The organism is Spirosoma sp. KUDC1026, from assembly GCF_013375035.1.
GTDB lineage: Bacteria > Bacteroidota > Bacteroidia > Cytophagales > Spirosomataceae > Spirosoma.
The window spans coordinates 3,686,738-3,713,205 of the sequence record NZ_CP056032.1 but is presented as its reverse complement, the minus strand read 5'-3'; the positions used below and the strand labels follow the sequence as shown (position 1 = coordinate 3,713,205).

The 26,468-nt window shown below is 55.8% G+C and carries 24 protein-coding genes; 7 read left to right on the top strand and 17 right to left on the bottom strand.

Translation table 11 applies throughout. The features are described from left to right. Positions 1 to 26: 26 nt before the first annotated feature. The 3 genes from trmB to HU175_RS15520 are packed head-to-tail and all read right to left on the bottom strand — an operon-like array spanning position 27 to position 2,947. A complete protein-coding gene (trmB, locus tag HU175_RS15530; protein WP_176567461.1) occupies positions 27 to 689 on the bottom strand; it encodes a tRNA (guanosine(46)-N7)-methyltransferase TrmB in 663 nt (220 codons plus the stop codon). After that, a complete protein-coding gene (locus HU175_RS15525; protein ID WP_176567460.1) occupies positions 689 to 2,002 on the bottom strand; it encodes a bifunctional folylpolyglutamate synthase/dihydrofolate synthase in 1,314 nt (437 codons plus the stop codon). Before HU175_RS15525 ends, trmB begins: the two co-directional genes overlap by 1 nt. Beyond that, positions 2,003 to 2,947, bottom strand: a complete 945-nt coding sequence (locus tag HU175_RS15520) for a hypothetical protein (RefSeq protein ID WP_176567459.1) — start codon at positions 2,945 to 2,947, stop codon at positions 2,003 to 2,005. A 171-nt stretch (positions 2,948 to 3,118) separates the two neighbouring features. On the opposite strand from HU175_RS15520, the gene menD reads away from it, so the two are divergent. The 3 genes from menD (at position 3,119) to HU175_RS15505 (ending at position 6,226) form a co-directional block, all read left to right on the top strand. Then, a complete protein-coding gene (menD, locus tag HU175_RS15515; RefSeq protein WP_176567458.1) occupies positions 3,119 to 4,867 on the top strand; it encodes a 2-succinyl-5-enolpyruvyl-6-hydroxy-3-cyclohexene-1-carboxylic-acid synthase in 1,749 nt (582 codons plus the stop codon). 134 nt (positions 4,868 to 5,001) lie between these two features. Further along, complete coding sequence (locus tag HU175_RS15510) at positions 5,002 to 5,523, top strand: GNAT family N-acetyltransferase (RefSeq protein WP_176567457.1); 522 nt, start codon at positions 5,002 to 5,004, stop codon at positions 5,521 to 5,523. A gap of 28 nt (positions 5,524 to 5,551) precedes the next feature. After that, positions 5,552 to 6,226 carry an FMN-binding negative transcriptional regulator gene (locus tag HU175_RS15505; RefSeq protein ID WP_218036995.1) on the top strand — a complete coding sequence of 225 codons (675 nt, stop codon included), beginning with the start codon at positions 5,552 to 5,554 and terminating at the stop codon, positions 6,224 to 6,226. 43 nt (positions 6,227 to 6,269) lie between these two features. Here the strand turns inward: HU175_RS15505 and HU175_RS15500 are convergent, their stop codons facing one another. Beyond that, positions 6,270 to 7,175: an aromatic alcohol reductase gene (locus tag HU175_RS15500; RefSeq protein ID WP_176567456.1), complete on the bottom strand. Its 906-nt coding sequence runs from the start codon at positions 7,173 to 7,175 to the stop codon at positions 6,270 to 6,272. Between the two features lie 94 nt (positions 7,176 to 7,269). Next, on the bottom strand, positions 7,270 to 8,286 hold the full coding sequence (locus HU175_RS15495) for a tetratricopeptide repeat protein (protein WP_228724427.1): 1,017 nt from the start codon (positions 8,284 to 8,286) through the stop codon (positions 7,270 to 7,272). A gap of 67 nt (positions 8,287 to 8,353) precedes the next feature. Here HU175_RS15495 and HU175_RS15490 point away from each other — a divergent pair, with 67 nt between their 5' ends. From HU175_RS15490 to cobA, 3 genes are all read left to right on the top strand, one after another. Beyond that, positions 8,354 to 8,605, top strand: coding sequence for a hypothetical protein (locus tag HU175_RS15490; RefSeq protein WP_176567454.1), 252 nt, complete (start codon positions 8,354 to 8,356; stop codon positions 8,603 to 8,605). Positions 8,606 to 8,891: 286 nt separating this feature from the next. After that, a complete protein-coding gene (locus tag HU175_RS15485) occupies positions 8,892 to 11,045 on the top strand; it encodes a nitrite reductase (RefSeq protein ID WP_176567453.1) in 2,154 nt (717 codons plus the stop codon). Positions 11,046 to 11,143: 98 nt separating this feature from the next. Beyond that, a complete protein-coding gene (cobA, locus tag HU175_RS15480) occupies positions 11,144 to 11,905 on the top strand; it encodes a uroporphyrinogen-III C-methyltransferase (RefSeq protein WP_176567452.1) in 762 nt (253 codons plus the stop codon). A 74-nt stretch (positions 11,906 to 11,979) separates the two neighbouring features. Here the strand turns inward: cobA and HU175_RS15475 are convergent, their stop codons facing one another. The 7 genes from HU175_RS15475 to hisS form a co-directional block, all read right to left on the bottom strand. Further along, entirely contained in the window at positions 11,980 to 12,786 is an 807-nt protein-coding gene (locus HU175_RS15475; protein ID WP_176567451.1) for a pirin, read from the bottom strand. Beyond that, entirely contained in the window at positions 12,783 to 13,307 is a 525-nt protein-coding gene (locus tag HU175_RS15470) for a hypothetical protein (protein ID WP_176567450.1), read from the bottom strand. The genes HU175_RS15475 and HU175_RS15470 overlap by 4 nt, the downstream gene beginning before the upstream one ends. A gap of 84 nt (positions 13,308 to 13,391) precedes the next feature. Then, the gene (locus HU175_RS15465) at positions 13,392 to 14,135 is read right to left on the bottom strand and encodes an intradiol ring-cleavage dioxygenase (RefSeq protein WP_176567449.1); all 744 of its coding nucleotides are present in this window, start codon (positions 14,133 to 14,135) and stop codon (positions 13,392 to 13,394) included. A gap of 314 nt (positions 14,136 to 14,449) precedes the next feature. After that, positions 14,450 to 16,843, bottom strand: a complete 2,394-nt coding sequence (locus HU175_RS15460) for a TonB-dependent receptor (protein WP_176567448.1) — start codon at positions 16,841 to 16,843, stop codon at positions 14,450 to 14,452. Between the two features lie 45 nt (positions 16,844 to 16,888). Further along, a complete protein-coding gene (locus tag HU175_RS15455; protein ID WP_176567447.1) occupies positions 16,889 to 18,112 on the bottom strand; it encodes a DUF4249 domain-containing protein in 1,224 nt (407 codons plus the stop codon). A 4-nt stretch (positions 18,113 to 18,116) separates the two neighbouring features. Then, positions 18,117 to 19,310: a PQQ-binding-like beta-propeller repeat protein gene (locus tag HU175_RS15450; protein WP_176567446.1), complete on the bottom strand. Its 1,194-nt coding sequence runs from the start codon at positions 19,308 to 19,310 to the stop codon at positions 18,117 to 18,119. 128 nt (positions 19,311 to 19,438) lie between these two features. Next, a complete protein-coding gene (gene hisS, locus HU175_RS15445; protein WP_176567445.1) occupies positions 19,439 to 20,821 on the bottom strand; it encodes a histidine--tRNA ligase in 1,383 nt (460 codons plus the stop codon). 223 nt (positions 20,822 to 21,044) lie between these two features. Between hisS and HU175_RS15440 the strand changes: the two genes are divergently transcribed. Continuing rightward, positions 21,045 to 21,200: a hypothetical protein gene (locus tag HU175_RS15440; protein ID WP_176567444.1), complete on the top strand. Its 156-nt coding sequence runs from the start codon at positions 21,045 to 21,047 to the stop codon at positions 21,198 to 21,200. A gap of 21 nt (positions 21,201 to 21,221) precedes the next feature. Here HU175_RS15440 and HU175_RS15435 read toward each other — a convergent pair whose 3' ends face one another. From HU175_RS15435 to HU175_RS15415, 5 genes are all read right to left on the bottom strand, one after another. Continuing rightward, positions 21,222 to 21,572, bottom strand: coding sequence for a hypothetical protein (locus HU175_RS15435; RefSeq protein WP_176567443.1), 351 nt, complete (start codon positions 21,570 to 21,572; stop codon positions 21,222 to 21,224). Positions 21,573 to 21,644: 72 nt separating this feature from the next. Next, positions 21,645 to 22,652, bottom strand: a complete 1,008-nt coding sequence (locus tag HU175_RS15430; RefSeq protein ID WP_176567442.1) for a glycosyltransferase — start codon at positions 22,650 to 22,652, stop codon at positions 21,645 to 21,647. Between the two features lie 6 nt (positions 22,653 to 22,658). Further along, entirely contained in the window at positions 22,659 to 23,297 is a 639-nt protein-coding gene (locus tag HU175_RS15425) for an HAD family hydrolase (protein WP_176567441.1), read from the bottom strand. 9 nt (positions 23,298 to 23,306) lie between these two features. After that, a complete protein-coding gene (gene hemL / locus HU175_RS15420) occupies positions 23,307 to 24,593 on the bottom strand; it encodes a glutamate-1-semialdehyde 2,1-aminomutase (RefSeq protein ID WP_176567440.1) in 1,287 nt (428 codons plus the stop codon). Between the two features lie 99 nt (positions 24,594 to 24,692). Beyond that, on the bottom strand, positions 24,693 to 26,468 hold the full coding sequence (locus HU175_RS15415; RefSeq protein WP_176567439.1) for a tetratricopeptide repeat protein: 1,776 nt from the start codon (positions 26,466 to 26,468) through the stop codon (positions 24,693 to 24,695).

Below are 26,468 nucleotides of genomic sequence, written 5' to 3'. Positions count from 1 at the left end.
TTGTCCCGAAACGGGCGTAGCTGGATTCAGCTGCGCCCGTTTTTGCATTGCAGGTAATTGATCGAAAATCCTTTGTCGAAAAAGATCTGCTCGTACTTCGTCTTTATGCCCAGATGAATAGCATTCAGGGGCGAATTGTAAAGGTCGTTGGTGTATTGTAAATCGGTGAACCCCGTTTCCTGCACTGTCTCCAGACTATAGGCGAACAACCCCGGGCTGTCGGTTTTTAAATGCAGTGTACCGCCGGGCACCAGCAACTCTTTATACTCATTCAAAAACCGGGGGTGCGTGAGCCGGTGCTTCTCCTGTTTGGGGCGAGGTTGGGGATCGGGGAAGGTAATCCACAGTTCATCGATCTCTCCGTTCGTAATGAATTCCCGCAGGAAGTTGATGTCCGTCCGCAGGAAGCCAACATTTTTTAAGCCCAGCGTTTCGGCCTGCTTTGCCCCACGGGCAATCCGGTCCCCTTTTATATCCACGCCCAGAAAATTCTTGTCGGGAAACGCCTGCGCCAGTCCAACGGTGTATTCACCTTTGCCACAAGCCAGTTCAACAACCAGGGGTTGGGTGTTACAAAAGTAATCTTGCTTCCAATGACCTTTTATATCATTGTAAATCTCTTTCCCGCGCTCAACGACCATTGAACTTTGTGAATTGTAATCAAATCGATGCTGTTTCCTTCTGGTCACTATTGTAAATTATCTAGTTCTGCAACAATGTAATTACTGCCCGTTACGAGAATCAACTCATATTTGGTTGACATTTGTAAAGCACTAAACAGGGCCGTATTGACGTCTGGGTAGCTCTCACCGAGTTTACCGAAGTTAATTGCTTCCTGCTGTAGTTGATTGGCCGGAAGCGCGCGGGGCGACTGCGCCTGACAGAAATAATACGCAGCGTCGTTGGGTAAAATCGACAGGACTTTCTCCCGATCCTTGTCACTCACGAGCCCAATGACGATCCTGAGTTTGTCGTACGACAGCGAGCGAACCGTTTCCAGCAGGGCCATTAAACCCGCTTGGTTATGGGCTGTATCCGCGATAACCCGGGGGGATTCCTGCAGGATCTGGAAGCGGCCCAGCAGCCCCGTCAGCCTCGCAACGGCACCCAGTCCGGCCTGCTGAGCCTGGCCCGTTACGGGGAATTTCTCCTGCAATACTGAAACCGTCGCCAGAACAGCCGCCAGATTTTTGAGCTGGTACAGGCCGATCAAATCAAGTATTGTCTCGGAAGGGGTGCTGGCCGGGTATTCGTCAAGGGGAGTAATTAGGGAGGCTACCCCTATCCGACGCCGACCGTTCACCAAGCCTTGGTCGGTGAGCTGATAGTGCTGATCGGCGAACGTAATGGGCGCCTGGTTCGCGGCCGCTACAGACCGGAAAACCGGTGCCGTTTCGGGATGGGTTTCGCCCACGATGACCGGTACGTTCGGTTTGATAATCCCCGCTTTTTCCCCCGCAATCTGCGGCAGGGTATCCCCTAATATATCGGTATGATCGTAACCGATGTTGGTAATGACCGATGCCAGCGGGGTAATGATATTGGTGGAATCCAACCGCCCGCCAAGCCCTACTTCGATGATCGCTACGTCCAGGTTCTGCTCAGCAAAGTAAGCAAACGCCATAGCGACGGTCACCTCGAAAAAGGATGGCTCAACGTCTTCGATCAGCTCCCGGTGCTGGTCAACAAAGGCGGCAACCTCCGCTTCGGGAATCGGCTGGCCGTTAATGCGGATCCGCTCAGTAAACGATTTCAGGTGGGGCGAGGTATACAGGCCCACCCGGTACCCCGCCGATTGATAGACGGCCGCCAGCATATGGGAGGTACTCCCCTTCCCGTTCGTGCCGGCTACGTGGATACTTTGGAATTTATGCTGGGGATTTCCCAGCGCTTCGCACAGGCGAAGAATGTTGGTCAGCCCCGGCTTGATCGCCTTGGGGCCAATTCGATGAAAAACGGGGAGCCGACTATAGAGATAATCGATTGCTTCCGGATACTGCATTTATTTAGAAGTAATGATAAACGTAATCGTGCCGGTAGCGCTCGGTGGTGTCGCGCCCCCTTTTGGCCGAAGCCGGAGCCGCTGTACCGCTTTCCGGTACACATCCACCACGGCCGGGCTAACGGTGGTCTGACGGGTAATCACATTAACGATGTCCCCACTCGCGTCTACTTTGATTTGAAAAACAATCTTGCCGGTTTCATCTGAGTTATCGTTCACACTCGGACGCCCCGCCAGCGACCAGCCTGATACGTCGAAGGCAACCCCCGAACTGGCCCCACCGGGGGTTCCGTATAACGACTTCGCGTCGATTTTTCCGTTGGGATTTCCTTTGTCGCCAACACCACTCGCGTCATCACCGTTGTTATTGCCGCCCGTACCGGATGCTTTTCCTACGGTACCGTTGGAGCCACCGCCCCCCGACGAACGTTTGAAGAGGGCATCGTTATTAACGGTTTCTACTTTTTTGGTCGGCGGAGCCGGGGGCGCTACGCGTTCAACGGGCGCCGTAGTACGGGTAGCTACTTTGGTGGGTTCGGGGCGGGGGGGCGTACTCACCGGGCTTTCGACCTTACTGCTGATGTCGGGTTTCTCGGTGGCCGTTTTAGCTGGTTTAGCATTCTCCGCTTTAGCAACGGGGGTTACGCGGGTCCGTTCAACCCGGGGTGTTGTCGTCGTTTTCGGATCAGGCCGTTTCTCGGACGGGCGCACATCGACGGGGTTCGGCGAATCTGAGGCCTTGTTGCGGGTCTGGATCTTACCACTCCCCCGATCGTCGGTCCCGAAGTTGACTTCAACAAACTGAATCGGCGGGGGCGACACGGGCATCGTCTGCGACAGATGCACCAGCAGCAGTACCACCACCAGGGCTACGTTAATGGCCAGAGCCCCCGCCAGGGATTTCACCCGGATCTCTTTCTCGTTTTCGAACGTAATGCGGTTCATGCAGCAAATCGGTTTCAGGTCTATAACGTAGCACGGGCCCGCTTCGTTTATCCCGCAACGAGCCAATGAACGCATCCTCTAAACAAAGTAACAGAAAATCCAGCACAGATGACCGAGCGGGCTGCCGCTTCATTGGTTATGTTTGTGGCCAAAACCGTTTACACTAGTCGTATGCCCGTTCTACAACCCATCCTCTCCATTGCCGAACTATTGGTTCAGAAAGGTGTTACTGATGTCGTAGTGTCGCCGGGTTCCCGCTCAGCCCCCCTCACGCTGGCCGTGGCCCGACACCCCCGTCTTCGGGTACGGGTGCTGGCCGACGAGCGTTCAGCGGGCTTTGTGGCGCTGGGAATCGCCCAGCAGCAGGGACGGGCCGTAGCGGTGATCTGTACCTCGGGCAGCGCCGTCTACAACCTGGCCCCCGCCGTGGCCGAAGCCTTCTTCCAACAGGTCCCTCTCCTGCTGCTCACCGCCGACCGGCCCCACGAGTGGCTGCACCAGCAGGATGGGCAGACAATGGATCAGGTCGGCGTATTTGGGGCGCAGGTAAAACGGAGCTACGATCTCCCCGCCGACTATACCCACCCGGATGCCCGCTGGTTTATCGAACGGTCTCTCAATGAAGCCGTCACTCTCAGCCAGTCGGCCCCTCACGGCCCCGTCCATATCAACGTACCGGTACGGGAGCCGTTCTATCCCGGCCCAACCGAAGTTTTTGATTACGGACGCCCACGACTCATTGACGTACTGACGGCGCAGCCAACCCTGGCCCCCGAGACCTGGCACACCCTCCTCCGGGAGTGGGATCAAAACGACCGGATTCTGATTGCCGTTGGTCAGCTGCCGCGTAATCCGGTATTGGTAAACGTACTGGGTGAACTGAGCAAGGAATGGGGCATTCCGGTGGTCGGCGAAATTACGGCCAACCTTCCGCGGAACGATCGCTTCATTACCCATACCGATACGTTTCTGTCGGGGCTGTCGGCAGAACTGGGTGAACAGCTTCGTCCCGATCTCTTGATTACACTGGGGAATTCGTTGGTGACCCGCAACCTCAAAACGTTTTTCCGTACTTACCCCGCCCGGCGGCACTGGCACCTGCAGCCCACGGTGGACCGGATCAACGATTCGTTCCAGAGCCTGACGACGCTGATTCCGGCCGAGCCGCTGGCGTTTCTGGAGAAGCTGGTCGCCGATATCGATTACCAGCGGTTTCTGCAGGGTGACGACGACGATGACAACCGGGACTTTTTAACGACCTGGCAGCAGACCGACCGCCGGGCCGCCCGGCTCGTTCAGCAAACACTCGCCCAACCGGATCAGCCCCTCACCGACTGGGCCGCCGTACAGCAACTGCTCGAACACCTGCCCGATGAGTCTACCCTTCACCTGGCCAACAGCATGCCGGTCCGCTACGCGAATCTGTGCGGGGTGGCCGAGTCGCAGCAGGTCAGCGTCTGGAGCAACCGGGGGGTCAGCGGTATCGACGGGTGTCTGAGTACGGCGGTGGGCGCGGCTCTGGCCAGTCCCGAGCAACTCGTTACGGTACTGATTGGCGATGTTGCCTTTTTTTACGACCGGAACGCCCTCTGGTCGGGCCCTGTTCCGTCAAACCTCCGCATCGTGCTGCTCAACAACGACAGCGGGCATATTTTCCGAATGATCGATGGGCCCGCCCGTCAGCCCGAACTGGAAACGTATTTCGAAACGCCCCACGGCTATACCGCCCGCAACACCGCCAGCGATGCCGGGCTGATTTACCACGTCTGCGATACGCCGGAAACCCTCCGCTCCCTCCTCCCCGACTTTTTCCAACCGGGCAACCGGGCACAGCTCCTGGAGATCACGACGGATAAATACCAGAACCAGGAACAATTCTCAGCGTATAAGACGAGCATTCAGAAAGCCATTCACAACTAAAACTACAGTTATAGTTCATATATTCCGAGAATTACTATCTACTTCTCCAAAGTGGACTGCTGGTCATTTACGAACTGGCCTGCACAACCAGTCGGGTTCGATACGACATTTGCCCCAGTACGACGCACGTGACCATGGAAACAATCACCATCCGCAAAGCCTCTGCCAGCGACCTAAACCTGGTTCAACAGATTAGTCGGGAAACCTTCATTGACACATTTGCCCGGCATAACTCAGCCGCCGACATGGCAGCGTACGTGGAAAAATGTTTCAACCCCGAAAAGGTCCATGCCGAGTTGACCAATCCCAATTCGCTTTTCTTTATTGCCTGGGATGCGGACCGCCCCGTCGGCTATTTAAAAGTGAACACCGGCGGAGCACAGACGGAGCTACTGGATGAGACAGCCCTCGAGATCGAACGGATTTATGTAAACCGTACGCATCAGGGCAGGAACGTCGGCTACCTCCTCTATGAAAAGGCACTGGACATAGCCCGGCAGAAAAACAAAGAATACATCTGGCTGGGCGTTTGGGAAGAAAACCCGAGAGCCATTCGGTTCTACGAAAAACAGGGGTTCGTTCCCTTTGCTACACACCTGTTTATGCTGGGCGAGGATGAGCAGACGGATATTCTTATGAAAAAGACACTGGCCTGAAGCGCCACCTACCCTGGGCGAGGATGAAATGACCTTTTCGTTCCGGTGTTCCCGGTTCCATCCGATTTTCTCGACCCGTTTCCCCTTCTCCCGTCCGATGTACGTTCCCAGACCATTCCAGTTTACCGACAAGCCCGAGTTAATTGCGTTCATGAAACGGTACAGCTTTGCTACGATTGTTACCGTCAGGGAAGGCGTTCCGATCGCCACCCAGTTACCGTTCGTTATTGATGACAGCACCGAAGCACTACGGCTCTGCGCCCATTTTTCGCGGGTGAATGAACAGGCCAGGTATATGGAGACCGAAACATCCCTGGTTATCTTCACGGAACCCCACGCCTACATTTCCCCGTCCCACTACGACAACCGGGAGAGCGTTCCCACCTGGGATTACGTAGCCGTCCATGCCTATGGCAACGGAAAAATCCTGCCGGATCAGGAGGCCAAAACTCGTTCCCTGCTCCAGACAATTCAGTTCTACGAACCAGCCTACCTGGAGCAGTGGAATACCCTATCCGAAACCTATAAACAGAGCATGCTGCAGGGAATTGTTGCCTTTGAGCTGGAAGTAACCGATCTGCAGGGGCAGAAGAAATTGAGCCAGAACAAAACGGCGGCTGAAAAACAGCGGATCATACAGCATCTGGAAGCCAGCGAGGTTAGTGGAGAACGGGATGTAGCCGCTTACATCCGTACTCTGTAGAGCCAGCCACCTTATTCCAACTATCCTTTGAGCACCCAGGCCGTCAGTGGGCAGCGCGCTGGGCCAGTACGTCCCGAATATCGGTCCAGCGTACGGCTGGGTAACGGTCGTTGTCGAGCGGATCATTCTGTACGCTGAACATACTCTGCATGTACTGACTCTGCTGCCAGACCGGATAGAGTTCCTGCTCACCTTCGGGGTGGGCGGCCCGCTCCCGCCGGTTATACGCAGCCAGATCGTCCAGACTCCCCAGCCGAACAACGGCAAAAGGCTCCGTACCAATCTCCTTCATCACGGCCGCCAGTTCATTTGGGCTGATCTGAAAGCTGGCAATACGTAGTACCCGTGGGGTCATATTGTCCAGGGCCACCGCAGCCGTATAAGCCGCCGTGTCATCCATGGTCGTGAAATCAATCCGCCAATCGGCATCGCCCCAGTAGCCAATCTGTTTTTTCTCGAAATTCAGCAGCGGCATCCCATAGCTCAGCAGATCGGCAAACGCTCCGTTAAGAATCGAGGTGGCCTGTAGTACATCCCCCGATATACCATCGACGCGTTCATTGAATGCCCGCCGAAGATCGAAGTTCCGGTTTTCGCCCGCGGGAAGTTTTGTAAAATCACTCGAAAAATCAGACGGAATAAACCGGGGGACACCAGCCGCAATGGCCGCATCAAGCAGACGCGTTTGCGTATCAACGATTACGTCGCGCAGGCCCTGCAGGGCCGAAACCACGCAGCTTACCCCCTCGCAGGCCTTAGCCAGTTCATCCGGTTTCCCGAAATCGGCGTTAACAACCGCCACACCCTGTTGCGCCAGTTTATCAATCTTCGCCGGGTCGCTGCTCGCCCGAACCAGGGCCCGTACGTTGGCGCCCCGCTTCACTAACTCCCTGGTGATACGTCCACCAAGATTACCCGTTGCTCCCGCGACCAAGATTGTTGTTGCCATGTGTAGTCTGTCGATATACGCAGTCAACCGGCTGTCCGGGCTGAATGTTCGACGTTCGCTCATCAACCCGCCCGGTTCTACTAGCTCGTTCGGGTTACCGACACTGAACCTGCCGTTCCCGCCGGGCCAGTTCATCGCCCGCTGCATCGCCCCGTTGCCAGGCCGCACAGGCCCCCGCTTGGTTACCCGCAGCCTGTTCGGCCGTACCGATATAATAATAGAGCTGATCGACCGAGGCATCGAGCTGCTCAGCGCGCCGGAATGCAGTCAGGGCATTGGCCGTTTGCTTCTGCTTCAGGTAATAGATACCCCGGCTCCGGTACGCCCAGGCGTTCCTGTCATCTAGGCGCAGCGACTCCTCGATGAGGGGCAGGGCCTCCGCCGGACGATTCAGCATCAGCAGGAGGTACGCTTTGTTATTTTGATAGTAGGGTTGATTCGGCTGAGTTGCCAGCGCCCGGTCAACAAAGGTCAGTGCCTCGGCGTAATTGCCCTTGCGAGCTAACAGCAAGCTCTGGTTATTCAGCGCGGCATCCTGCTTGGGATTCAGCTGGATGGCTTTCCGGATATCGCTTTCGGCCGGTCCGTACGCTTTCTGGTTAAAATACAGCGCCCCCCGGTTGGTCAGGGCTTCGACGTTATTGGGGACTAGTTGAATGGCCCGGTCATAGGCCACCTGGGCGGGCGCGGGCTGATTCAGCCGCACGTACGTATCCCCCAGCCGGGTCTGATAGCCCGTCGAGTCGCGGTATTCCTTTTCAATTCGCTGGAGATCAGCCAGGCTCCCGGCTGCATCGCCGGTTTCCAGCAACACCTCCGCCCGGTTTAGGTAGGCCGCAGCAAAGTCGGGGTCGCTGTTAAGGGCTTTGGTGTAATCGGCAAGCGCTCCCTCCCGGTCGCCGTTCCGGAATTTAGCCAGCCCCCGGTTGTTGTACGCGTCGGCAAAGTCGGACTTTTTCTCGATGGCTTCGGTATAATACCGAATGGCTTCCCGGTACTCCCGCTTCTGCAGTTGCAGGTTGCCTTTCAGGAAAAACTGAGCGGCTTCGTCGGTCCGGCTGTCACAGTTGGTCAGAAACAACGTACTTTGCCCCACCAGCAGGGCCCCCATAGCCAGGCCACGCAGCCGCGGGCCAATTTTAAAATCTACCATTACTCAGTAACATCAGCCATTTCGTATGCGTTTCGTGCAGGACATTCCGCATCCCCAGTTCCGTATTGGTCTCTACGCCTGGAACAGCAAATATATCGTCAAAATCGAAGCGGGCCCCTACGAACAGACGTATAAGGTCAGCGAACTCGACGTAGCCGACCTCAACGATGTTCTAACCATGCTCGACGGACCCTTTCTGGATACCGTCACCCAGCGCTTTCAGGCTATGGACACCGACTGGCAGGCTACCGGCGAACGTAACGAGACCTTTTTATAAAGAGCATTCATCAAAGAGCGAAAGAATGATAGAGCGAAAGAGCGATTGTGCCGGTGTGGAGCGGTTTCCCCGAATGGCTTCGCTCTTTCGTTCTATCATTCTTTCACTCTTTGGCCTATCCATAACTTCTTCTTATCGCCCATAACCAGAAGTTGGGCACATTCAGAACCTTTTGCCGGTCTATTTACTTTATACTTGTACCTGAACTACTCAGAAAACAGACGCCGATTGATTTCGGCGTTTCGTTTTATCACATAGTCTTTTAACTCTATAGAGAATATACCTTATGGCTATTCACTTGACAGACCGGGTTAGCGAAGCCGCCCGGCGCGACATTCTGGATCTGGATCGTAGAATCAATTCGTTCCGCTCTGGCGAAATAGCCGACGAGGCCTTTCGGAAGTTCCGGCTGACACGGGGGGTGTACGGCCAGCGGCAGCCGGGCGTGCAGATGATCCGGATCAAACTACCCTACGGCCGTATTACCGCCGACCAGCTCGTGCGTATTGCGGATCTATCCGATACGTACGCGACCGGGAACCTACACGCGACCACCCGGCAGGATATTCAGCTTCACTTTGTCAAGCTGGAGGATTCGGTACAGCTCTGGGCCGATCTGGAAGATGCGGGGATCACCTTGAAGGAAGCCTGCGGGAACACGGTTCGGAACGTAACGGGCTCGGCCCGCGCGGGTATCGACCCGGCAGAGCCGTTTGATATCACCCCCTACGCCTACTCGATTTTCGATTACTTTCTGCGCAATCCAATTTGCCAGGATATGGGCCGGAAGTTTAAGATTGCCGTATCGTCCAGCGAGAAAGATTCCGCTTATGGCTACATGCACGACGTGGGCCTGATTCCCCGTCTGCGGGATGGTCAGCGCGGTTTTAAAGTCGTACTGGGCGGTGGCTTAGGCGCCCAGCCTTTCCCGGCGCAGACGGCCTTCGAGTTTCTGGAAGAAGATCGGGTGATTCCGTTTATTGAAGGCGTTATCCGGGTTTTCGACCGGTACGGCGAACGGCAGAAACGCCATAAGGCCCGGATGAAATACCTCCTGAACGACATCGGTCTGGAAGAGTTTCTTCGCCGGGTTAGTGACGAAACCCCTGCCCTACGCAGTCAGACCTACGCGGTTTCGCACGACGACGTCCCGGTTGTGCTGCCCCAGTACGACGGTACAGCCCAGACAGGCAGCGTTACGTCGGAAGGAGAAAACGATGCGGCTTACCAGACCTGGTTGAAAACAAACGTGTTTGAACAGAAACAGGCGGGCTGGTACGCGGTGCAGCTTCGGGTGCTGCTGGGCGATATGTCGTCCGACACAGCGCGGGCACTGGCCCAGGTTGTTCGCCAGTACGCAGCCGATGATATTCGGGTAACCGTCAACCAGGGCTACCTGCTCCGGTACGTAAAACCGGAACATCTCCCCGCCGTTTTCCAGGCGCTCAGCGCGCTGGGGCTGGCGAATCCGGGTTTCGATACCACGGCGGATATTACGACCTGCCCCGGCACGGACACCTGTAATCTGGCCATTTCGAGCAGCTACGGCATCACCCGTGCCCTCGAATCGATGATGCACGAGGAGTTTCCGGACCTGGTCTTCAACGATGACATCAAGATCAAAATTTCGGGTTGTATGAACGGCTGCGGTCAGCACTCGGTGGCCAACATCGGTTACCACGGCTCGTCGCTGAAAAACGGAGCGTATGTATTACCGGCCCTGCAGGTGCTGCTGGGCGGTGGTTTCAACGGCAAAGGGGAAGGCCTGATCGCCGATAAAGTAATCAAGATTCCATCCAAGCGGGGACCCGATTCGTTACGCTTTCTCCTGCGTGATTACGAAACCAACGGCTTTGATGGCGAATACTACTCGGACTATTACGCCCGGCAGGGGAAAAACTATTTTTATCAGTTGCTGAAACCGCTGGCCGATCTGAAGACGCTGGTCGATACGGATTACATCGACTGGGATCATACCGAGCAGTACGTCACGGAGGTTGGTATTGGTGAGTGCGCCAGCGTCCTGATTGACCTGGTGGCTACCACACTGACCGAAGCCGAAGAAAAATTAAGCTGGGCGCAGGAAGCCCTGGCCGGTGAGCGCTGGGCCGACGCCATCTACCACGCGTACAATACGTTTATCACCGGTGCCCGGGCGGGCCTGATGAGCCGCGACGTACCGACGAACACACAGCACGGCATCGTGTCGGACTTCGACCGGGTCTTCGCTAGCGAATCGCTGTTCCACCAGCAGGAAGGCGACTTCAAAGCGCTCGTTTTCAGCATCAATAAAAACGAACCGACCGAAGCGTTTGCCCGGCAGTTCCTGACCGAAGCGGAAGCGTTCTTGGGTGCCGTTCAGGCGTTCCGCGCTGAACAGATCGAACGCGAGGGTTTCTTCCCCGAGCTTCAGGAACTCGTCCAGGCCAAAGACAGCTAAATCAATGAGTGAATGAGTGATTTGCGAATGAGCGAATAGGCTGACGTCTGCTTTATTCATTCACAAATCACTCATTCACTCATTCACTCATTGACCTTATGAAACTTACCCTTGTTGGTGCGGGACCGGGTGATCCGGACCTGATCACCTTGAAAGGTGTCCGGGCGCTGCAACAGGCAGACGTTGTTATGTACGATGCGCTGGTGCATCCGGACCTGTTAAATTATTGTCATCCTGATGCCCTGAAGGTTTACGTCGGCAAACGCCGGGGTGCGTATGCCTGCATGCAGGAAGATATAAACCCACTGATCGTGCATTACGCCCGGCAGTACGGGCATGTCGTTCGCCTGAAAGGGGGCGATTCGTTCGTGTTTGGCCGGGGTTACGAAGAACTGGAATACGCGAAACAGCACGGTCTGGAAACAGCCGTCGTGCCGGGTTTGTCGAGTAGCTACGCCGTTCCAGCCTCGGCGGGGATTCCGCTGACAACGCGGGGTGTGTCGGAAAGCTTCTGGGTGGTAACCGGCACGACGAAAGCCGGCCAGTTATCATCGGATCTTCAACTGGCCGCTCAGTCTTCGGCAACGGTGGTGATCCTGATGGGGATGCACAAGCTGGCTGAGATTATGGCGGTTTTCGACGGCGCGGGCAAAGCCAATACACCCGTCGCCATTATTCAGAACGGATCTCTTCCCAACGAGCGGGTTGTCACTGGACGCGTTAGTGATATTCAGCAACGTGTCATCGAGAGCGGCATTGATAACCCCGCTATTATTGTTGTTGGCGACGTAGCGGCCCTGGGCAATGCGGCAACCAAAGCAAACTTACTCGCTCTGGATACCCCAACGGATGTTGAGTAGCTGATCGTTTTATAGCATCAAAAAAAGCCCTGACTCAGACTGAGTCAGGGCTTTTTTTGATTTAGTACTTTTGTTTACTGATCAAGCGGCATATCGATAAGCAGGAGGATGGCTCCGTCCGATAACGCTTCAAATTCCATGTCACGATGGGTATCTGCCGGCTCGTAGCGAAGGGAAAGACCGTCTTTTTCGTGCAGCAACCGGTTGGCTACTTCAAATACGCCCCGCAGGACAACCACAAAAACGTTACGTCCTGCCGCGGGCACCGTAAACGTTCCTTCGCCCCGTCCATCGTACTGACCAATAAAGCCACGGCTTGTTAGTACGGTATCGGAGCCAGCAGCCGCCGACCCAAACAGAGGCAGCAATGTATTTTTGGTGAGTAGCAGAAACCGGTTGTGCGTGACGGTAGAGCCAGCTATTGCCTCAATCCGTCGCAGCCAGAACTGAAGGAACGTAATGGTTTCGGTTTCGTAGGGATTCGTTACGGAATACGTCGTTCCGGCTGGCAACGATAGTATCCCCACCTGCCCCGGTTCCAGAAAATCGGGAGTTACTCCCGCCAGAGCCACTCCGATGGAAGTCGCTCCGGTAGAAACCGACGTGGATGCGGACGATGGGGCTATCGATTCGCGAAAATGGTATTCCAGTCCCCCCTCCAGTGGCAGCAGAATAACATCGGTGGCATCCTCCACCCGCAGATTCAACGCGGCTCCTGCCCGCAGGGTATCGTCATTCAGCAGTTGCAACGGCCCGAATGGTTGGCGTCCCTCGGCTACGTACGCCCCAAAGTTAAAGGTGTGGTAACTGCGTACTAAGTTGGTCTGCGAGCAGCCCCGCTGGTCGGCCAGGTAGATTTGTGCGTCGGTTTGGGCATTCATAGGACGAGTGATCCGGGCTGGTAAGACCAGATAGTAAGGTTCGGCTGGAGCATCAGCAGATCCGTGCTGACTTCTTTTCCCTCCGCCAGTAGTTGCCGCTGATCACCATAAGCCACAAATAACGCGTTTCCCAACGTATCAATCCAGGTAATTGGATCGCTATAGAACGTAATAGCTACTTTATGCGCGTCTTTCCGTTTGATGTCGGACGCCAGAATCTCAAACTTGAACTGGGTGAACGGCACGGCTTCCTGCCCCGACGCATTCAGCAAATCGGGAATGATCTGATTTACTTGTTGCAGGTAGCCCATCGCTACACGGCTCGTCAGGTAATGCAACTGCTCCGCTTTGGGTACGTTGTCGATCAACTCCTGAAGCGTCTGATAAGTACCGGCCTGGTCGTACTGCTGGGCCTGCATGTAAAACTCGTGGTAAGTTTCGTCAAAAACGGCCCGGTCCCAGCGCTTTGCCGACGTAACATCAATAACCTTCCGGTAACTCAGCCGAATCAACCCTTTCATATACTAATGAGTGATTGAGTGAATGAGCGAATAGGCTTACGCCTAATTTTTATTCGCTCATTCACTCAATCACTCATTCGCAATTTATCCATTTACGACGATCGTATGGGTAAGCGCATAACCAGCGGACAGACTTCCCGACAGGGTAGCCAGTTCGTTGGTGTAGCCATCACCGAACACGTTGTCCCGTTCGTTCAGGGTATCCTGCGCCCCTTTTGTGTAGCCGTACGACTGTCCGGTTGTGTACACCGTATTACAGATAGCATACGGAAAGGCAATCTGCGTGACCAGCAGCGACTTACCCACCGAGTTGTAAATATGAACGTGGACGTGCGGAGCCCGGCCTGAGTACCAGCCCGGAAAGATTGTCGTAAAGCTCACCACCCCATTTGCATCCGTCGTCTGCCGCCCCCGCAGGAAGTCAACCGTTGTGTAGTTCACGCTCTGCATGCCCGTACCGCCGTATTCCGAATAATTGCCGGCTTTGTCGCAGTGCCAGACGTCGATCAATGCCCCCGCGAGTGCATTACAGCTACTGTTGGCGTTTTTAATGGTGATGTTCATCGTCAACGCTACGCCCGTCTGGCCATCTCGAATGTCGCTTCGTACGAATTTCGCGGGTGATTTGGTGGGGAAAGGCCCTTCCGTTTCCGAGTTCGTTACGGTGCAGCTGCTAGCCGAACTGCCGTTGGTCGATCCCGTCGAGGTTGAGGTCCCCCCCGTACTTGTTGAAGTGGTTGGATCAATGTCGGTTTTGCTACAGGCGGCCATGACCGCTACGCCGAACAGGCTCCCAAAGCCACGCTTTAAAAATTCGTTCCGTTCCATTTTTTCCTTTGCGGCTATGTGGGTAAAACTTAACTCTACGTATTCGGCTACCATCATCAGACTACCTCCCTTGGGCTGCTGAGTAGTTTTACCAAATCCAGTTAATACTCGTTACGTGCTCGGGCAGCCTACCGTTGCAATAGCCTCTGAATTTGCGAAAAACAAAGTCGCTTTAGTATCGTCCAAAACCCTATAATTATTCTGTATACCTAACGCACAGTAGGCAATAATTCCCCTCGATCTCAACCAGCGTGAGACTGGCGATTGTACCAATATTGCCATATATACTCAGCGGCTGAACCGGTAGCAAGCACCTATTTGAAGACAAAATTGTAAGCCAGCGATACGATTGGAGCCGCGAAGATCTGGAGTTGATACGGATTGGTCTTCCCGTTCTCCGTGCGGAAAAAGACGGAATAGGCGTTCGGCTGCCCGTACAGATTATAGATAGTAAACGCCCAGCGTCCCTCCCAGCGCCGGTGCCGCATACTGGGGTTGTAGATGTTCCAGGCCAGGTCCAGCCGGTGGTAGTCGGGCAGCCGCTCGTTGTTTCGCTCGCCATAGTACGGAAACTGCGCGCCGTTGATACTGACGTAGCCCGTCGGGCTTGAATAGGGTCGGCCGGTGCTGTAGGCAAACGTAAAACTAAAGGTGTTGTGCCGCCCCACGTCGATGGTCATGTTAGCGTTGAGAGTATGAGGGCGGTCGTAGTTGGCGCGGTACCAGCGCCCCGCGTTGATCGCCTGCTCAACCGAGACGCCCTGATTCACCTGGTTCAGCGTCCGGGCATAGGTGTAATTCACCCAGCCCGTCAGATCCCCTTTCTTCTTACTCACCATCAGTTCCAGCCCGTACGCCACGCTACGTCCCTGCAAGAGTTGCGTTTCGGGGTACGGCTGTAACAAAAAGTCAGCGCCGGGTTTGTAGTCGATGATGTGCTGCGTGGCCCGGTAGTACCCTTCGGCCGTCAGTTCGTAGATGTTCCGTTTGAAACTAAGGAAATACCCCGCGGTCACGAGCTGACTCACCTGGGGGCGGATATTGGCATCCGCGGTTTTCCAGCGCGACGTCGGCAGGGGCGTTGTGGTATTGGTGACCTGTTGCAGATACTGCCGCATCAGGTTATACCCAAATTTCAGCGACGCGTTGGGCGACAGCGAGTACCGAATTCCCAAACGAGGCTCCGGCCCGCCGTACGCCTTGCTCACCTGCCCCGCCCGGTACAAAACTGAGTCGATCACCGAAAAATCATCCCGCGACTCCCCAGCCGCGTACCGGCGAACCAGCGCCGGCCCCAGCGATAAAAAGCCCGAATACCGAAGACCTGCCGAGAGGGCCAGCCGCTCACTGACATTACGTTCGTAATCAGCGTGCAGGGCCACTTCCAGTCCATTTTCGGTGGGCGTCGTTACGTAGTTCACCTGCTGACTCTGCCCCGGCAGCAGCGTACCAGGTTCAATACGGTAATGGGTGGCGGTCAGGCCGACGTCCAGTTTCTGATTCAGTTTCTGATAATTGAGGGTTGAACTGAACTGCCGCTGTAGCACCGAGGAACGTAGGCTGACCAGATTACCATCCAGTTCGGGCGACAGAATCCGGGGAACGTAATGCACGTATACCAGCGAGGTTTGCAGGTTTAGCTGTGGTGACAGGGCTGTAAACCAGCGCAATAGTCCATTCAGCGTCTGGTGGTCGTAGCGGGTCGCGGTACCGTTTACGTTGGGCAGATTCGCCAGCAGGGGCGTCTGGAAATTGTCTTTACTGCCATAAATCATTCCCGTCAGTGTGTTCCGGTCGTTTACCCGCCAGAACGCTTTGATCACGCCATCGCCAAACTGGGCCCGAATACCCCGCAGCCGCTCGCTCGCCAGGGGCAGCAGAAAGTCGTTGAACGCCCCGCGACCCGACACCAGGATCGCCAGGCGGTTTTTCACGAGTGGCACCTCCAGCGTCAGTTTGTTGGAAACTACACTAATGCCCCCCGATCCCCGCAGCGAATCCAGGCCGGGATTGCGCAGGGAAACGTCCAGCACCGAGGCCGCCCGCCCACCGAAGCGAGCCGGTACGTTGCCCTTGTATAGATTGACCGAGCCAAGCACATCGGGCGGGAACACGGAAAACAAGCCAAACATGTGGGTCGGGTTAAATATTGGTGTCTCGTCGAGCAGAATCAGGTTCTGATCGGTAGTGCCGCCCCGGATATTGAGCCCGTTGGCGGCTTCACCCACGCTGCTAACGCCGGGCAGTACCTGCAACCCCCGCAGCAGATCAACTTCGCCCAGCGCGGACGGCAGTTTTCGCAGCGCATTGATATTGAGCTGATTGACACCCAGGATGGGCTGACGTATTGTCTGGTCGAACCCCTTTGTGGTCACGATCACTTCTTCCAGGTGACTTTCGACTGTCACTAGGCTAATATTCACGGTGCGGGGACCGGTGCTACGGGGAACGACCCGGCGCACCGGCGTGTAGCCCACCAGACGGACAATGATGATGTGCTCCTGGGGCGATACGTCGAGGGCGTAGTGGCCGTGCTCGTCCGTGTGGGTTCCCGTCAGGTGTTTCTGATAGTCGATGATCACGGCAGCCCCGACCAGCGGTTTCCCCGTGGCCGAATCGCTGACAATGCCACTGAGCCGGATCGTCTGCGCCCGAACCAGCCCACTCAGCAACACTCCTACCATCGCCAGCCGTATCATTCTCCCCATTGAAACGTTTGTTAAACCTTCCGTTAAGCGGTTTTCATGCACCAGTTACCAGCCGGGCGGCACCTGATCAGTCCGGGAGCGGCTGGGAATACAGACGGCCGATGAAACACCGGAAAATCCCTGACCGCCGTTCCGGCCCGTTTCCAGGTTCGGCATCCGCCCGTTGACGGCATTGAACAGGCCCTGAAACCGCCCCGCCGACGCCGGTACGTTCGAACGCACAATCCGGTGACTGCTGGTCGACACGGAAGCCGCCGAGAAATACCCAACGACGTTCTCGGTCGGGTCGGCCAGGTTCCGGACGTTTCCCGCAATTGGCGCCGGGGGCGAGTCGGCCAGCGTTCCCGTGTTCTGCGTCTGTTCGGCGAACAGTTTGTAATAGCGGTACGCATCCGCCGATAGCGACAGTTGCTCGATAGTAATTGACGCCTTGTCAAGCTGGTAGATCGGTACGCTCGCTACTTTATGCCCCACCTGGAGTTGCCCGTTGGTATAACTGTCGGCGAACACATCGATATCCTGGTTGTAAAAAATATCCCAGCACAGGCCCCGGCACGGGTAATCGAATAGATTTCGCGTCGGCAGGGTCGTATCCCGCACGCAGCCTAGCACCATTAAGGGGCCACTTCCCAACGGACCGATATCCTGCACGACGTACCGCCCCTGCTCACAGGTAGCGCACCACCGCTGAGTTTCGTAGAGTCGCCACCGCCAGAGATAAAAATTACGGGCACCCGCCGGATCCTGAAAATCGACGTAAATATCGTTGACGGGCGTCGGTAACGCATCCGCCGTTTTCTTGGGTCCTAGGGGGTTATACGTATCATACGTTCGAAGAATAGCCGGTACGCCGACCATCGTTTCCACCGACGACTGATAGGCGACTCCCTCTTCTGTCCGAAACCGTAGTTGGTAGGTGTTACCCACTTTGCCCACGAAGCCGTCGGGCAATTGATATTCACCCGGCTGCACCTCCCGCAGCGAAACAATAGTTTCCCCGTTAACGGCCAGCATTATAGCGGCCCGCTGGATTGGCGTGGTAGCGCTGGAGTCCGCGCTCGATCGCGCCCGGCTCAAGAAAATGGTCTGCGTTCCAGGCTGATCCGTAATGATCCCATTGACGACCACCAAGTTGGCGCTCAGTTGTCTGTTTGCATCATAGGGACTAACGCAGCCCTGGCTCAGGCATAGCCACCCCCCTAATCCCAGGAGTAACCAGTTGACCAGGCGTCGGTTGTTCTGTTCGTTGTGTTTTCCGTCCCGTCTCATCGATTTATTTGGCACCACTAATGGTTGGATAGATCCCAACTGTTTTGTTCCGTTGCGCCAGCACCGGGCTCGACACAATAACACCCCCCGTCTGGAACGACCAGCGTACTCGGCCCGACGACCGATCAATAGCATAGAAACGCGTATCATTACTTCCTACGTAGACCGTACCGCCCGTCACCAGCGGGGTTGCGTACAGATCATAGTTAGCCTGAAACAGCTGATTTCCCCGCCCCGTAGCCGCATCTATTACGTAAAGGGAATGATCGCGACTGGCCAGGTAGACCAGGTTGCCCACGACGACCGGGCTGGCGTAAATCGACGTATTAGTCCGGAACCGCCAGCGCACCGTGCCCGTGGCCGCGTCCAGCGCGTACAGGTTGTTGTCGTAACTCCCCACGTACACGACACCGTTGGCTACTACCGGACTGGCGTAAATAATCTCGTCGGTGGCAAAAGCCCAGCGCCGGGTCCCCGTAGCCGCGTACAGCGCGTACAGCCGTTTGTCCGAGCTGCCGATGTATACGGTGTTCCCAACCGCTATGGGGCTCGATAGAATATGCCCCTGAGTCCGAAATCGCCAGCGCAGCCGACCGGTAGCCGCGTCGACGGCGTACACGTCATTATCCTGACCCCCAATATACACCATCCCGTTCAGCACGGCTGGACTACTATACAATCCATACACGCGACTCGCCAACCCGAAGGACGTATTCAGCACCCAGAGCAGGCTACCCGTCGTGGCATCCAGCGCGTACAGCGTTCCATCCTGGCTGCCCACGAACAGCCGCCCGTCGACGACGGTAGGACTTGAATAAACGGCCGCGCCCGTCCGAAAGGTCCAGCGACGCGTTCCCGTCGCGGCATCCAGTGCGTAGAGGCTGTAATCGTTGCTGCCCACGTAAACCATACCATAGGCAACAACCGGGCTGGAATGAATGGACGTATCGGCCCGAAACGACCAGCGTACCGCTCCATTGGTGGTATCCAGGGCGTAGAGGTGGTTATCGTAACTGCCCACATAGACAAATGGTACGGTCAGGCTGACGCTGGGGGGCGTGGTCACGACGGGAACCGGCGCAGGGCCGGCTGACGGAATAACGGCATCGGGCGCGTGACAGCCGACAACCGCTACTAAAAGCAGCAGCCACAGCCCTATGGCAGCGTTATTCTTGCCCCCTCCGACCTGTCCGTTCATACACCCAAAAAGCCTGATTGATCGGCTTCTACCCGGCCAAAACGAAAATTACCCGTTGCAAACCTCACCGGTACTTTTCCGGATCATTGGCAACGGGTAATTTATACGAAGAAACGATCCAAACAGGGTCAGTTGGCTGACCAGTTCAGCTGAACCAGTTCATCCTGGGCCACCCGGCGCTGTTCGCCGGTGACCATATTTTTCAGGGAGACGGTATTGGTCTGTACTTCCTCGGAGCCGATCAGCGCTACGTAGGGAATCTGTTTGGCGTTGGCGTAGTCGAGCATCTTTTTGACCTTCACCAGATCGGGGTACACCTCGGCGGCAATACCCGTGGCCCGTAGCTGACTCAGCAGCGGCAGAGCCACCGCACGGGCCTCTGCCTCGAAAGGAACGAATAAAACAGTGGTCCCCTGTCCGGCGCTGGCCGGAAACAAATCCAGTTCGTCCATGACGTCGTAAATCCGGTCTACCCCAAAGGAAATCCCGACACCCGACAAGCCCGGCATGCCAAAGGCCCCCGTCAGATTGTCGTACCGGCCGCCCCCACTGACGCTGCCAATTGAAACGCCATTCGCTTTGACCTCAAAAATAGCCCCGGTATAGTACGATAGGCCACGAGCTAATGTGATATCAAGTTCGTACTTCGCCTGCAAATCACTCAGGCCATATTCTTTAACCAATCGGAATACCTCTTCTAATTCTTCTACGCCATTCTCGCCTATTGCTGAATTATAAAATAATCCTTTTAATCTGCGTAATACGTCCTGATTATTTCCCACATTTTGGCTAGAAAATAATTGGTCTAACTTATTAAGCGTTTCTTCATTGAATCCACGCTCACGAAGTTCATTCATCACACCATCTGTACCGATCTTGTCGAGTTTGTCGATGGCAACGCTGAGGATTGCCTCCTGCCCTGGTGCACCAACTACCTCTGCGATACCCGCCAGGATTTTCCGGTTGTTAACTTTCAAAGTAAAGTCAGCAATCCCCAGATTTTGAAACACCTCATGGATCATCAGAATAATTTCGGCTTCGCATAGCAGCGAGTCCGTCCCCACAACGTCAGCATCACATTGGTAAAACTCCCGGTAGCGCCCCTTCTGCGGTCGGTCGGCGCGCCAGACGGGCTGCATCTGGTAGCGCTTGAAGGGCAGCGCCAGCGAGTTGCGGTTCATGACCACGTAGCGCGCAAACGGCACGGTCAGATCGTAACGTAGTCCTTTCTCGGCGATTTTTGGTGTCAGGGCTTTGCTACCCGCAGTCAGGTCCGGTTCGGTCAGCCCACCCGCGAAATCACCGGAGTTAAGGATTTTAAACAGCAGCTGATCGCCTTCATCACCGTATTTCCCCGTCAGCACCGACAGATTTTCCATTGAGGGGGTTTCGAGGGGCTGAAAGCCAAAGCGTTGGAACGTCTGGCGGATGGTATCAAAAATAAAAAGCCGCTTCCGCATCTGCGTCGGGCCGAAATCACGGGTACCTTTGGGTAAGGTTGGTTTTTGCATTGTACGGGGTGCCCGGCGCAAACGCACGGGCGATCAATCCAGAAAATAGTGGTGTTTAGCCGCTCAAAGGCCCTAAACAAGCCGCAAAATTACGGCGAAGGATTTACTTTGTCCCGCAAAAACGCTATTTTTGCGCCTGCTTTGTCAACAGTCTGGGTCTCACCGACGCGTCATTGTTGTCAGGCAATCGAACGAGAACCGACAATTTCACTTAAATAAAGTCATGGGAGTTACTGAACTGAAACGTAAAGGCCGCCGGAACCGGGCCATTGCTAATAACAAAACCAACGCCATCAAGCAATTGCTGCGTAAACCGATCATCAAAAATGTTGATGTGGACGCGATCAAAGCATCGTTCGCCGAGAAGAAAGCAGCGTAAACCGCCGTTTACTTTACCTCGTCAGGAAGCCTCGCCCCGATTCGGCGAGGTTTTTCGTTTTTGACGGGGCCGTTCCCGGCTTACTTTTTTCAGCTCCCGGCGCACGAACCGGCGGTAATCGATTTGTACCCGGAAGCGCACCGCCTGCCCAAACAGGGACAGCCCGCCATTAAATAAAATCAGGCTATACGTCCCCCACAGAAACCATTGCCGGAATGGAGCTCCCATCTGTTTAGCGTGGGCTGCTTCGCTGAACACACACAACCCTGCGCCAACCAACAGCAGACTGACCGGAGCCAGCAGCAGCCATTTGGTGCGGGTGCTCATGCGTTTGATCAATTGTCGGCCGGGTGGTTGTACAGGTTTTGCCATGAATGCTCAGATCGGGAATAGGTTACAATAATTTAACGTAACACCCGCTAATTTAGTTACGAACGGGCAGTTCTACGACGGATATTCTATATCGGCACCGGTTTCCCGAAACTGCTTCGGCTCCCACAGGCGTTTCCAGCCTTCTCCCAGAAACCCGATCCCGTAGGCGGTTAACTGCACAAAAGCGGCTTCCACGCTGAGCAGTCCCACCCGCAGACTACCTTCTTTCCGGGTAGCATCGATCAGGATCAGCACCGCCAGCAGGACCAGCGCCCCCACCGCCAGGGCGAACAGCACCGGACTGACCAGCGCCCACAGGGGTACCGAGAACAAAAACAGCGTGAACAGGGCCGGAAAGGTATGCACCAGCTTCAGTTCGCTGGGGTAATAGCGGGAAATGTTGATCCGGGCGCGACCAAAGAAGCGAATCTGCCGGAAAAACTGCGCGAAGTTCGTCCGGCGTTTGTGGTAGATAAAGGCGTTGGGAATCAGGCCCGTTTTAAAGCCGTGCTCAATGATCCGGATCGCGAACTCGATATCCTCCCCCATCCGGCTCAGTTTGTAGCCGCCCGTTGTTTCCCACACTTCGCGCGACAGGCCCATGTTGAAGCTGCGGGGATGGTACGTTCCGCCCAGATTTTTCTTGCTGCCCCGAATCCCCCCCGTTGTAAAGGGCGACGTCATGGAATAGCTGATGGCTTTCTGAACCGGCGTAAAATCAGCATGGGCGGCATCCGGCCCACCGTAGGCGTCCAGCCAATCAGTCGTCAGCCGTTGCTGCACAGCCTCGAAATAATGCGGGGGAATCAGCGCGTCGGAGTCAAAAATGACGAAGTAATCGCCTGTCGCCCGTTCGAAGCCGTAATTCCGGGCAAACCCCTGCCCGGAATTTGGCTTGACATAATAGTGGATCGCAAGTTTGTCAGTAAACTCGCCCACCACCGCATCGGCTTTCTGCACGGAACCGTCTTCGATCACCAGCACCTCAAACCGGGTGTACGTCTGCCGGGTCAGGCTCGTCAGCAGCTCACGCAGTTCGTCGGGACGATTGTAAACGGGAATAATAATTGAGAATAGCATACCGCATCAAAGCCGCTTGAGTATCCACTCGTGAAACGTACCAACCGACTCAAACATCGCATCCGGCTGTAGCTCAGCCAGCCGGTCTGGCTCGGCGGTACTGGCCCAGGCAGCCGCGGCAATAGGCACGCCGGCCTGCCGACAGGCCAGAATATCGCTGGGTGCATCACCAACGTATAGGACGTCCTTTGGTTGAACCGCCCAGTTAGCAACGATCCGGTTGATGTTACCGGTTTTACTATTGGCAGCCAGATTGCCGTACCCGAAATCGCTGAAGTACGGAGTCAACTGGTAAAAATCAAGCGACATGACAGCGCTACGTTCTCCCTTTCCCGTTACGAGTGCCATTCGTACTTGCCGACTTCGGAGATCGTCCAGTAAGGGCGAAATCCCCGGAAAAAGGTCGGGATACTCGGCATGATACTGCTGATAGTAATCCAGGTACGCGGTTACCCCTTCCTCATAGGCGTGCGGAATCAATGCTTGAATTGTCCCTTGTTCGGACGGACCGAACGTAGCAATAATCTCTGCATCGCTTACCGAACGGCCCAGACGCGGCTCAATGGACGAGCGAAACGCCCGAATGCACAAGGGTAACGTATCGGCTAATGTGCCGTCAAAATCAAAGATGATTCCTTTAATCATCACTCCTGTCTAACCAACAATCTCCAGTAAACTTTCTTCGTTCGCCCGAATAATCTGGTCGATCAGGTCGTCGGTCAGGGCGACGGAGAGAAACAGGCTCTCGAACTGCGACGGCGCCAGATACACCCCCCGCTTCAGCATGGCGTGAAAATAACGGCCAAACAGGGGCAGATCACAGGATTTAGCTTCCGTAAAATTCGTGACCGGCCGCTCGGTCATAAACAGCGTAAACATGGACCCGATATGATTAATGGTATAGTTCAGCCCCGCTTTCACTAGTCCATTCCGGAAACCGGTAACGAGTTTATCGCCGATTTCCTCCAGTCGTGTGTACACTTCAGGGTGCGCATTCAGGTGATGCAGCATAGCCAGCCCCGCCGACATGGCGATGGGGTTGCCCGACAGCGTACCCGCCTGGTACACCGGCCCGGCCGGCGACACGACGTTCATGATATCAGCCCGGCCGCCGTAAGCGCCAACGGGCATACCGCCCCCGATAATTTTTCCCATCGTTGTGAGGTCGGGCGTAATGCCGAAGCGCTCCTGCGCTCCTCCTTTCGCCAGGCGGAACCCCGTCATCACTTCGTCAAAAATCAGCAGGATACCCTGTTTAGTACACAATTCCCGCAGGCCCGTCAAAAAACCGGCTTCGGGCAGGACACAGCCCATATTCCCGACAACGGGCTCCAGAATAATAGCAGCTATCTGGTTGTGATTGGCGTCGAGCAGGGCTTCTACGGCCGCCAGGTCATTGTAGGGTGCCGTCAGCGTATCAGCCGCCGTGGCTTTGGTTACGCCGGGTGAATCGGGGGTGCCCATCGTTACGGCTCCGCTACCGGCGGCTATCAGGAACGAATCGCCGTGGCCGTGGTAGCAGCCTTCAAATTTGATGATTTTGTCCCGACCGGTAAAGCCGCGGGCCACCCGGATCGCGGCCATGGTGGCTTCGGTGCCGGAGTTCACCATACGCACTTTTTCGACCGACGGTACCATCTGCGTAATCAGCTCGGCCATCTCAACCTCTTTGCGGGTCGGAGCCCCGAACGAAAACGAATACTGGATTGCATCCCGAACGGCTTTTTCCACCGGCTCGAACGCATGCCCCAGGATCATTGGTCCCCAGGAGTTGATCAACTCGATGTACTGATTACCGTCCTCATCGGTGATGTACGGCCCTTTGGCCGATTTAATAAACAGCGGATTACCGCCTACCGCCCGAAACGCCCGCACGGGTGAGTTCACCCCACCGGGAATCAGGGTCTTTGCCTTCTCGAAAAGTTGTTCGCTCGTTGTCATAGGTTGAATGAGCGAATGAGCGAATGAGTGAATGAGTGATTAGCCTGCGGGCCAAAAGCTTGCGGCAGCTATTCACTCATTCACTCATTCACTCATTCACTAATTAATTCGTACAAACCGCCCATCCTGGTATTTCACGATGGGGACGTTCTGGTTGTCGTTGCTTTGGGTATAATCAAATCCAGCCAATAGGTAATCGTCGGCGTCGGAACGCATATCGTTTCGGTTCACCGGACCGGGACCGTTCTTTGCCAGCTGCCGACCGAAAAACAGCAGCATGTCGTATCCCTGCCGGGCAAAGATGGAGGGAATTGTATTCCGTTTCGCCAGATATTCGTCGTCAAACGCAGCCACCGATGGACGGGCCGCGTCCACAAAATCGGGACTGATCAGGTACACATCACGGCGCGAAAAGGTCGAACCCGGATTTTTATACAGATCGAAGGCACTCGAGGTAGCCACCACGGGCGCGTTGGCTTTTCGGCGGCTGAGGGCCTCGACGAGTCGCGGACCATCGGCTTCGTTGCTGCTGGCCAGGAATACGTGGTGCAGCGTCGGACCGACTGACGAAGTATAGCCCCCCGCCGGGGCGGCATTCGCCGGACCCGTTCCGGTCAGTTTCATGGTGGTTGCCATGTTCTGGGCGGAGCCGGTCAGTTTCCGAAAATCGACCACCTGATACCGCTGGGCCAGTAGCTCCTGCCGGTAGGCCGTGGCCAGTAGAGAATCCTTGCGCGAAGTTCCATAATAGATAGCGACACGTTTTGCGCCCGAAAAAGACTGCGCCTGCTCGGCGGCTACCCGTGCCTGCTCGTTCAGTGACGGCTGAACCAGAAACGCCATCGGCTGCTCGGCAACCAGATCGCTATTGGTCGCAATGGGATTCAGCAGCCAGATGTTCTGCTGGTTGGCAAAGGCCGTAGCAATGCGGTTCGGTTCGACGTAGAGTGGACCGATCATCAGGTCGGTGCGCGAGAAACCCGGCGAACTAACCAACTCCAGGGTCTTATTCGGGTCGTTATCCAGGTCGTAGGCCATCAGGTTCACCCCGACCCCCTCCGCCTGGAGTTTCTCGTTGGCGAGTTTCATGCCGTTATACAGGTCGTACACGTACTGATTCGCCCGGCGCTTATTGATGTCAAACTCATCCAACCGGAACGGAAACAGCACCGCTACTGTATACCCATTTTTGGGGCGACCGGTACGTTGGACAGTCGAGGTCGCGGCTGCGTTCGGGGCCGCAGTTTCGGGGGACGATGTCGACGACTGCGCTGCCGCGTTAGCCGCCCCGCCAAATCGGTTGGTCAGTCGATCCGAAAGTTCCAGGTCAGCTTTGTCGCTGCCCGTCCGCTGGATCAGCTCGACCAGCGCCAGGCCCACCGTCCGGTTTTCGGGGAATTCCCGGTTCAGGTTTTTCAACCGCCGTAGATCGGTGATTCGGGGAATAAATGTCTGTTCGAGCTGCGTCATGGCCGGCCGCATGATTGCATCCCCAATGCGGCCCAGCGCCGTCAGCGCGTCTTCGTACTGCCCCATCTCCATCGCACTGGCCGCCAGCAGATACTGCGCATCGTCCAGCTGTACCCAATCCGGGTACCGGGCGATCAACTGCTTCAGCATGAGCCGGGCCTGCGCGTAATTCTTCTGCCGGAACGAGGCCAGGGCGTAATAGTAATGGGCGAATGGTGCGTAAGGCCCCTCCCGCTGAATAATGGTATTCAGCTCGGTTTTCGCCTTCTCGTAGGCCTTGCTCTGCACCAGCCGGACGGCGGCCTGATAGCGGCTTTTGCCCTCAACCAGAGACTGCGCCAGGCTCGTCTGTAACCCGATCAGACTAACGATAAATCCGGTATATCCAAGTATTCGGCTATTCAT

Excerpts from the sequence above, each read along its gene's own strand:
- HU175_RS15415 (WP_176567439.1), bottom strand. The coding sequence starts at position 26,468 with ATGAATAGCCGAATACTTGGATATACCGGATTTATCGTTAGTCTGATC.
- HU175_RS15430 (WP_176567442.1), bottom strand. The coding sequence starts at position 22,652 with ATGCTATTCTCAATTATTATTCCCGTTTACAATCGTCCCGACGAACTG.
- HU175_RS15500 (WP_176567456.1), bottom strand. The coding sequence starts at position 7,175 with ATGGCAACAACAATCTTGGTCGCGGGAGCAACGGGTAATCTTGGTGGA.
- HU175_RS15465 (WP_176567449.1), bottom strand. The coding sequence starts at position 14,135 with ATGGAACGGAACGAATTTTTAAAGCGTGGCTTTGGGAGCCTGTTCGGC.
- HU175_RS15435 (WP_176567443.1), bottom strand. The coding sequence starts at position 21,572 with ATGGCAAAACCTGTACAACCACCCGGCCGACAATTGATCAAACGCATG.
- menD (WP_176567458.1), top strand. The coding sequence starts at position 3,119 with ATGCCCGTTCTACAACCCATCCTCTCCATTGCCGAACTATTGGTTCAG.
- HU175_RS15470 (WP_176567450.1), bottom strand. The coding sequence starts at position 13,307 with ATGAAAGGGTTGATTCGGCTGAGTTACCGGAAGGTTATTGATGTTACG.
- HU175_RS15460 (WP_176567448.1), bottom strand. The coding sequence starts at position 16,843 with ATGGGGAGAATGATACGGCTGGCGATGGTAGGAGTGTTGCTGAGTGGG.
- HU175_RS15495 (WP_228724427.1), bottom strand. The coding sequence starts at position 8,286 with ATGGGGGCCCTGCTGGTGGGGCAAAGTACGTTGTTTCTGACCAACTGT.
- HU175_RS15490 (WP_176567454.1), top strand. The coding sequence starts at position 8,354 with ATGCGTTTCGTGCAGGACATTCCGCATCCCCAGTTCCGTATTGGTCTC.
- HU175_RS15485 (WP_176567453.1), top strand. The coding sequence starts at position 8,892 with ATGGCTATTCACTTGACAGACCGGGTTAGCGAAGCCGCCCGGCGCGAC.
- HU175_RS15510 (WP_176567457.1), top strand. The coding sequence starts at position 5,002 with ATGGAAACAATCACCATCCGCAAAGCCTCTGCCAGCGACCTAAACCTG.
- HU175_RS15505 (WP_218036995.1), top strand. The coding sequence starts at position 5,552 with ATGACCTTTTCGTTCCGGTGTTCCCGGTTCCATCCGATTTTCTCGACC.
- HU175_RS15440 (WP_176567444.1), top strand. The coding sequence starts at position 21,045 with ATGGGAGTTACTGAACTGAAACGTAAAGGCCGCCGGAACCGGGCCATT.
- HU175_RS15525 (WP_176567460.1), bottom strand. The coding sequence starts at position 2,002 with ATGCAGTATCCGGAAGCAATCGATTATCTCTATAGTCGGCTCCCCGTT.
- HU175_RS15455 (WP_176567447.1), bottom strand. The coding sequence starts at position 18,112 with ATGAGACGGGACGGAAAACACAACGAACAGAACAACCGACGCCTGGTC.
- HU175_RS15520 (WP_176567459.1), bottom strand. The coding sequence starts at position 2,947 with ATGAACCGCATTACGTTCGAAAACGAGAAAGAGATCCGGGTGAAATCC.
- HU175_RS15425 (WP_176567441.1), bottom strand. The coding sequence starts at position 23,297 with ATGATTAAAGGAATCATCTTTGATTTTGACGGCACATTAGCCGATACG.
- hemL (WP_176567440.1), bottom strand. The coding sequence starts at position 24,593 with ATGACAACGAGCGAACAACTTTTCGAGAAGGCAAAGACCCTGATTCCC.
- cobA (WP_176567452.1), top strand. The coding sequence starts at position 11,144 with ATGAAACTTACCCTTGTTGGTGCGGGACCGGGTGATCCGGACCTGATC.
- HU175_RS15450 (WP_176567446.1), bottom strand. The coding sequence starts at position 19,310 with ATGAACGGACAGGTCGGAGGGGGCAAGAATAACGCTGCCATAGGGCTG.
- hisS (WP_176567445.1), bottom strand. The coding sequence starts at position 20,821 with ATGCAAAAACCAACCTTACCCAAAGGTACCCGTGATTTCGGCCCGACG.
- HU175_RS15475 (WP_176567451.1), bottom strand. The coding sequence starts at position 12,786 with ATGAATGCCCAAACCGACGCACAAATCTACCTGGCCGACCAGCGGGGC.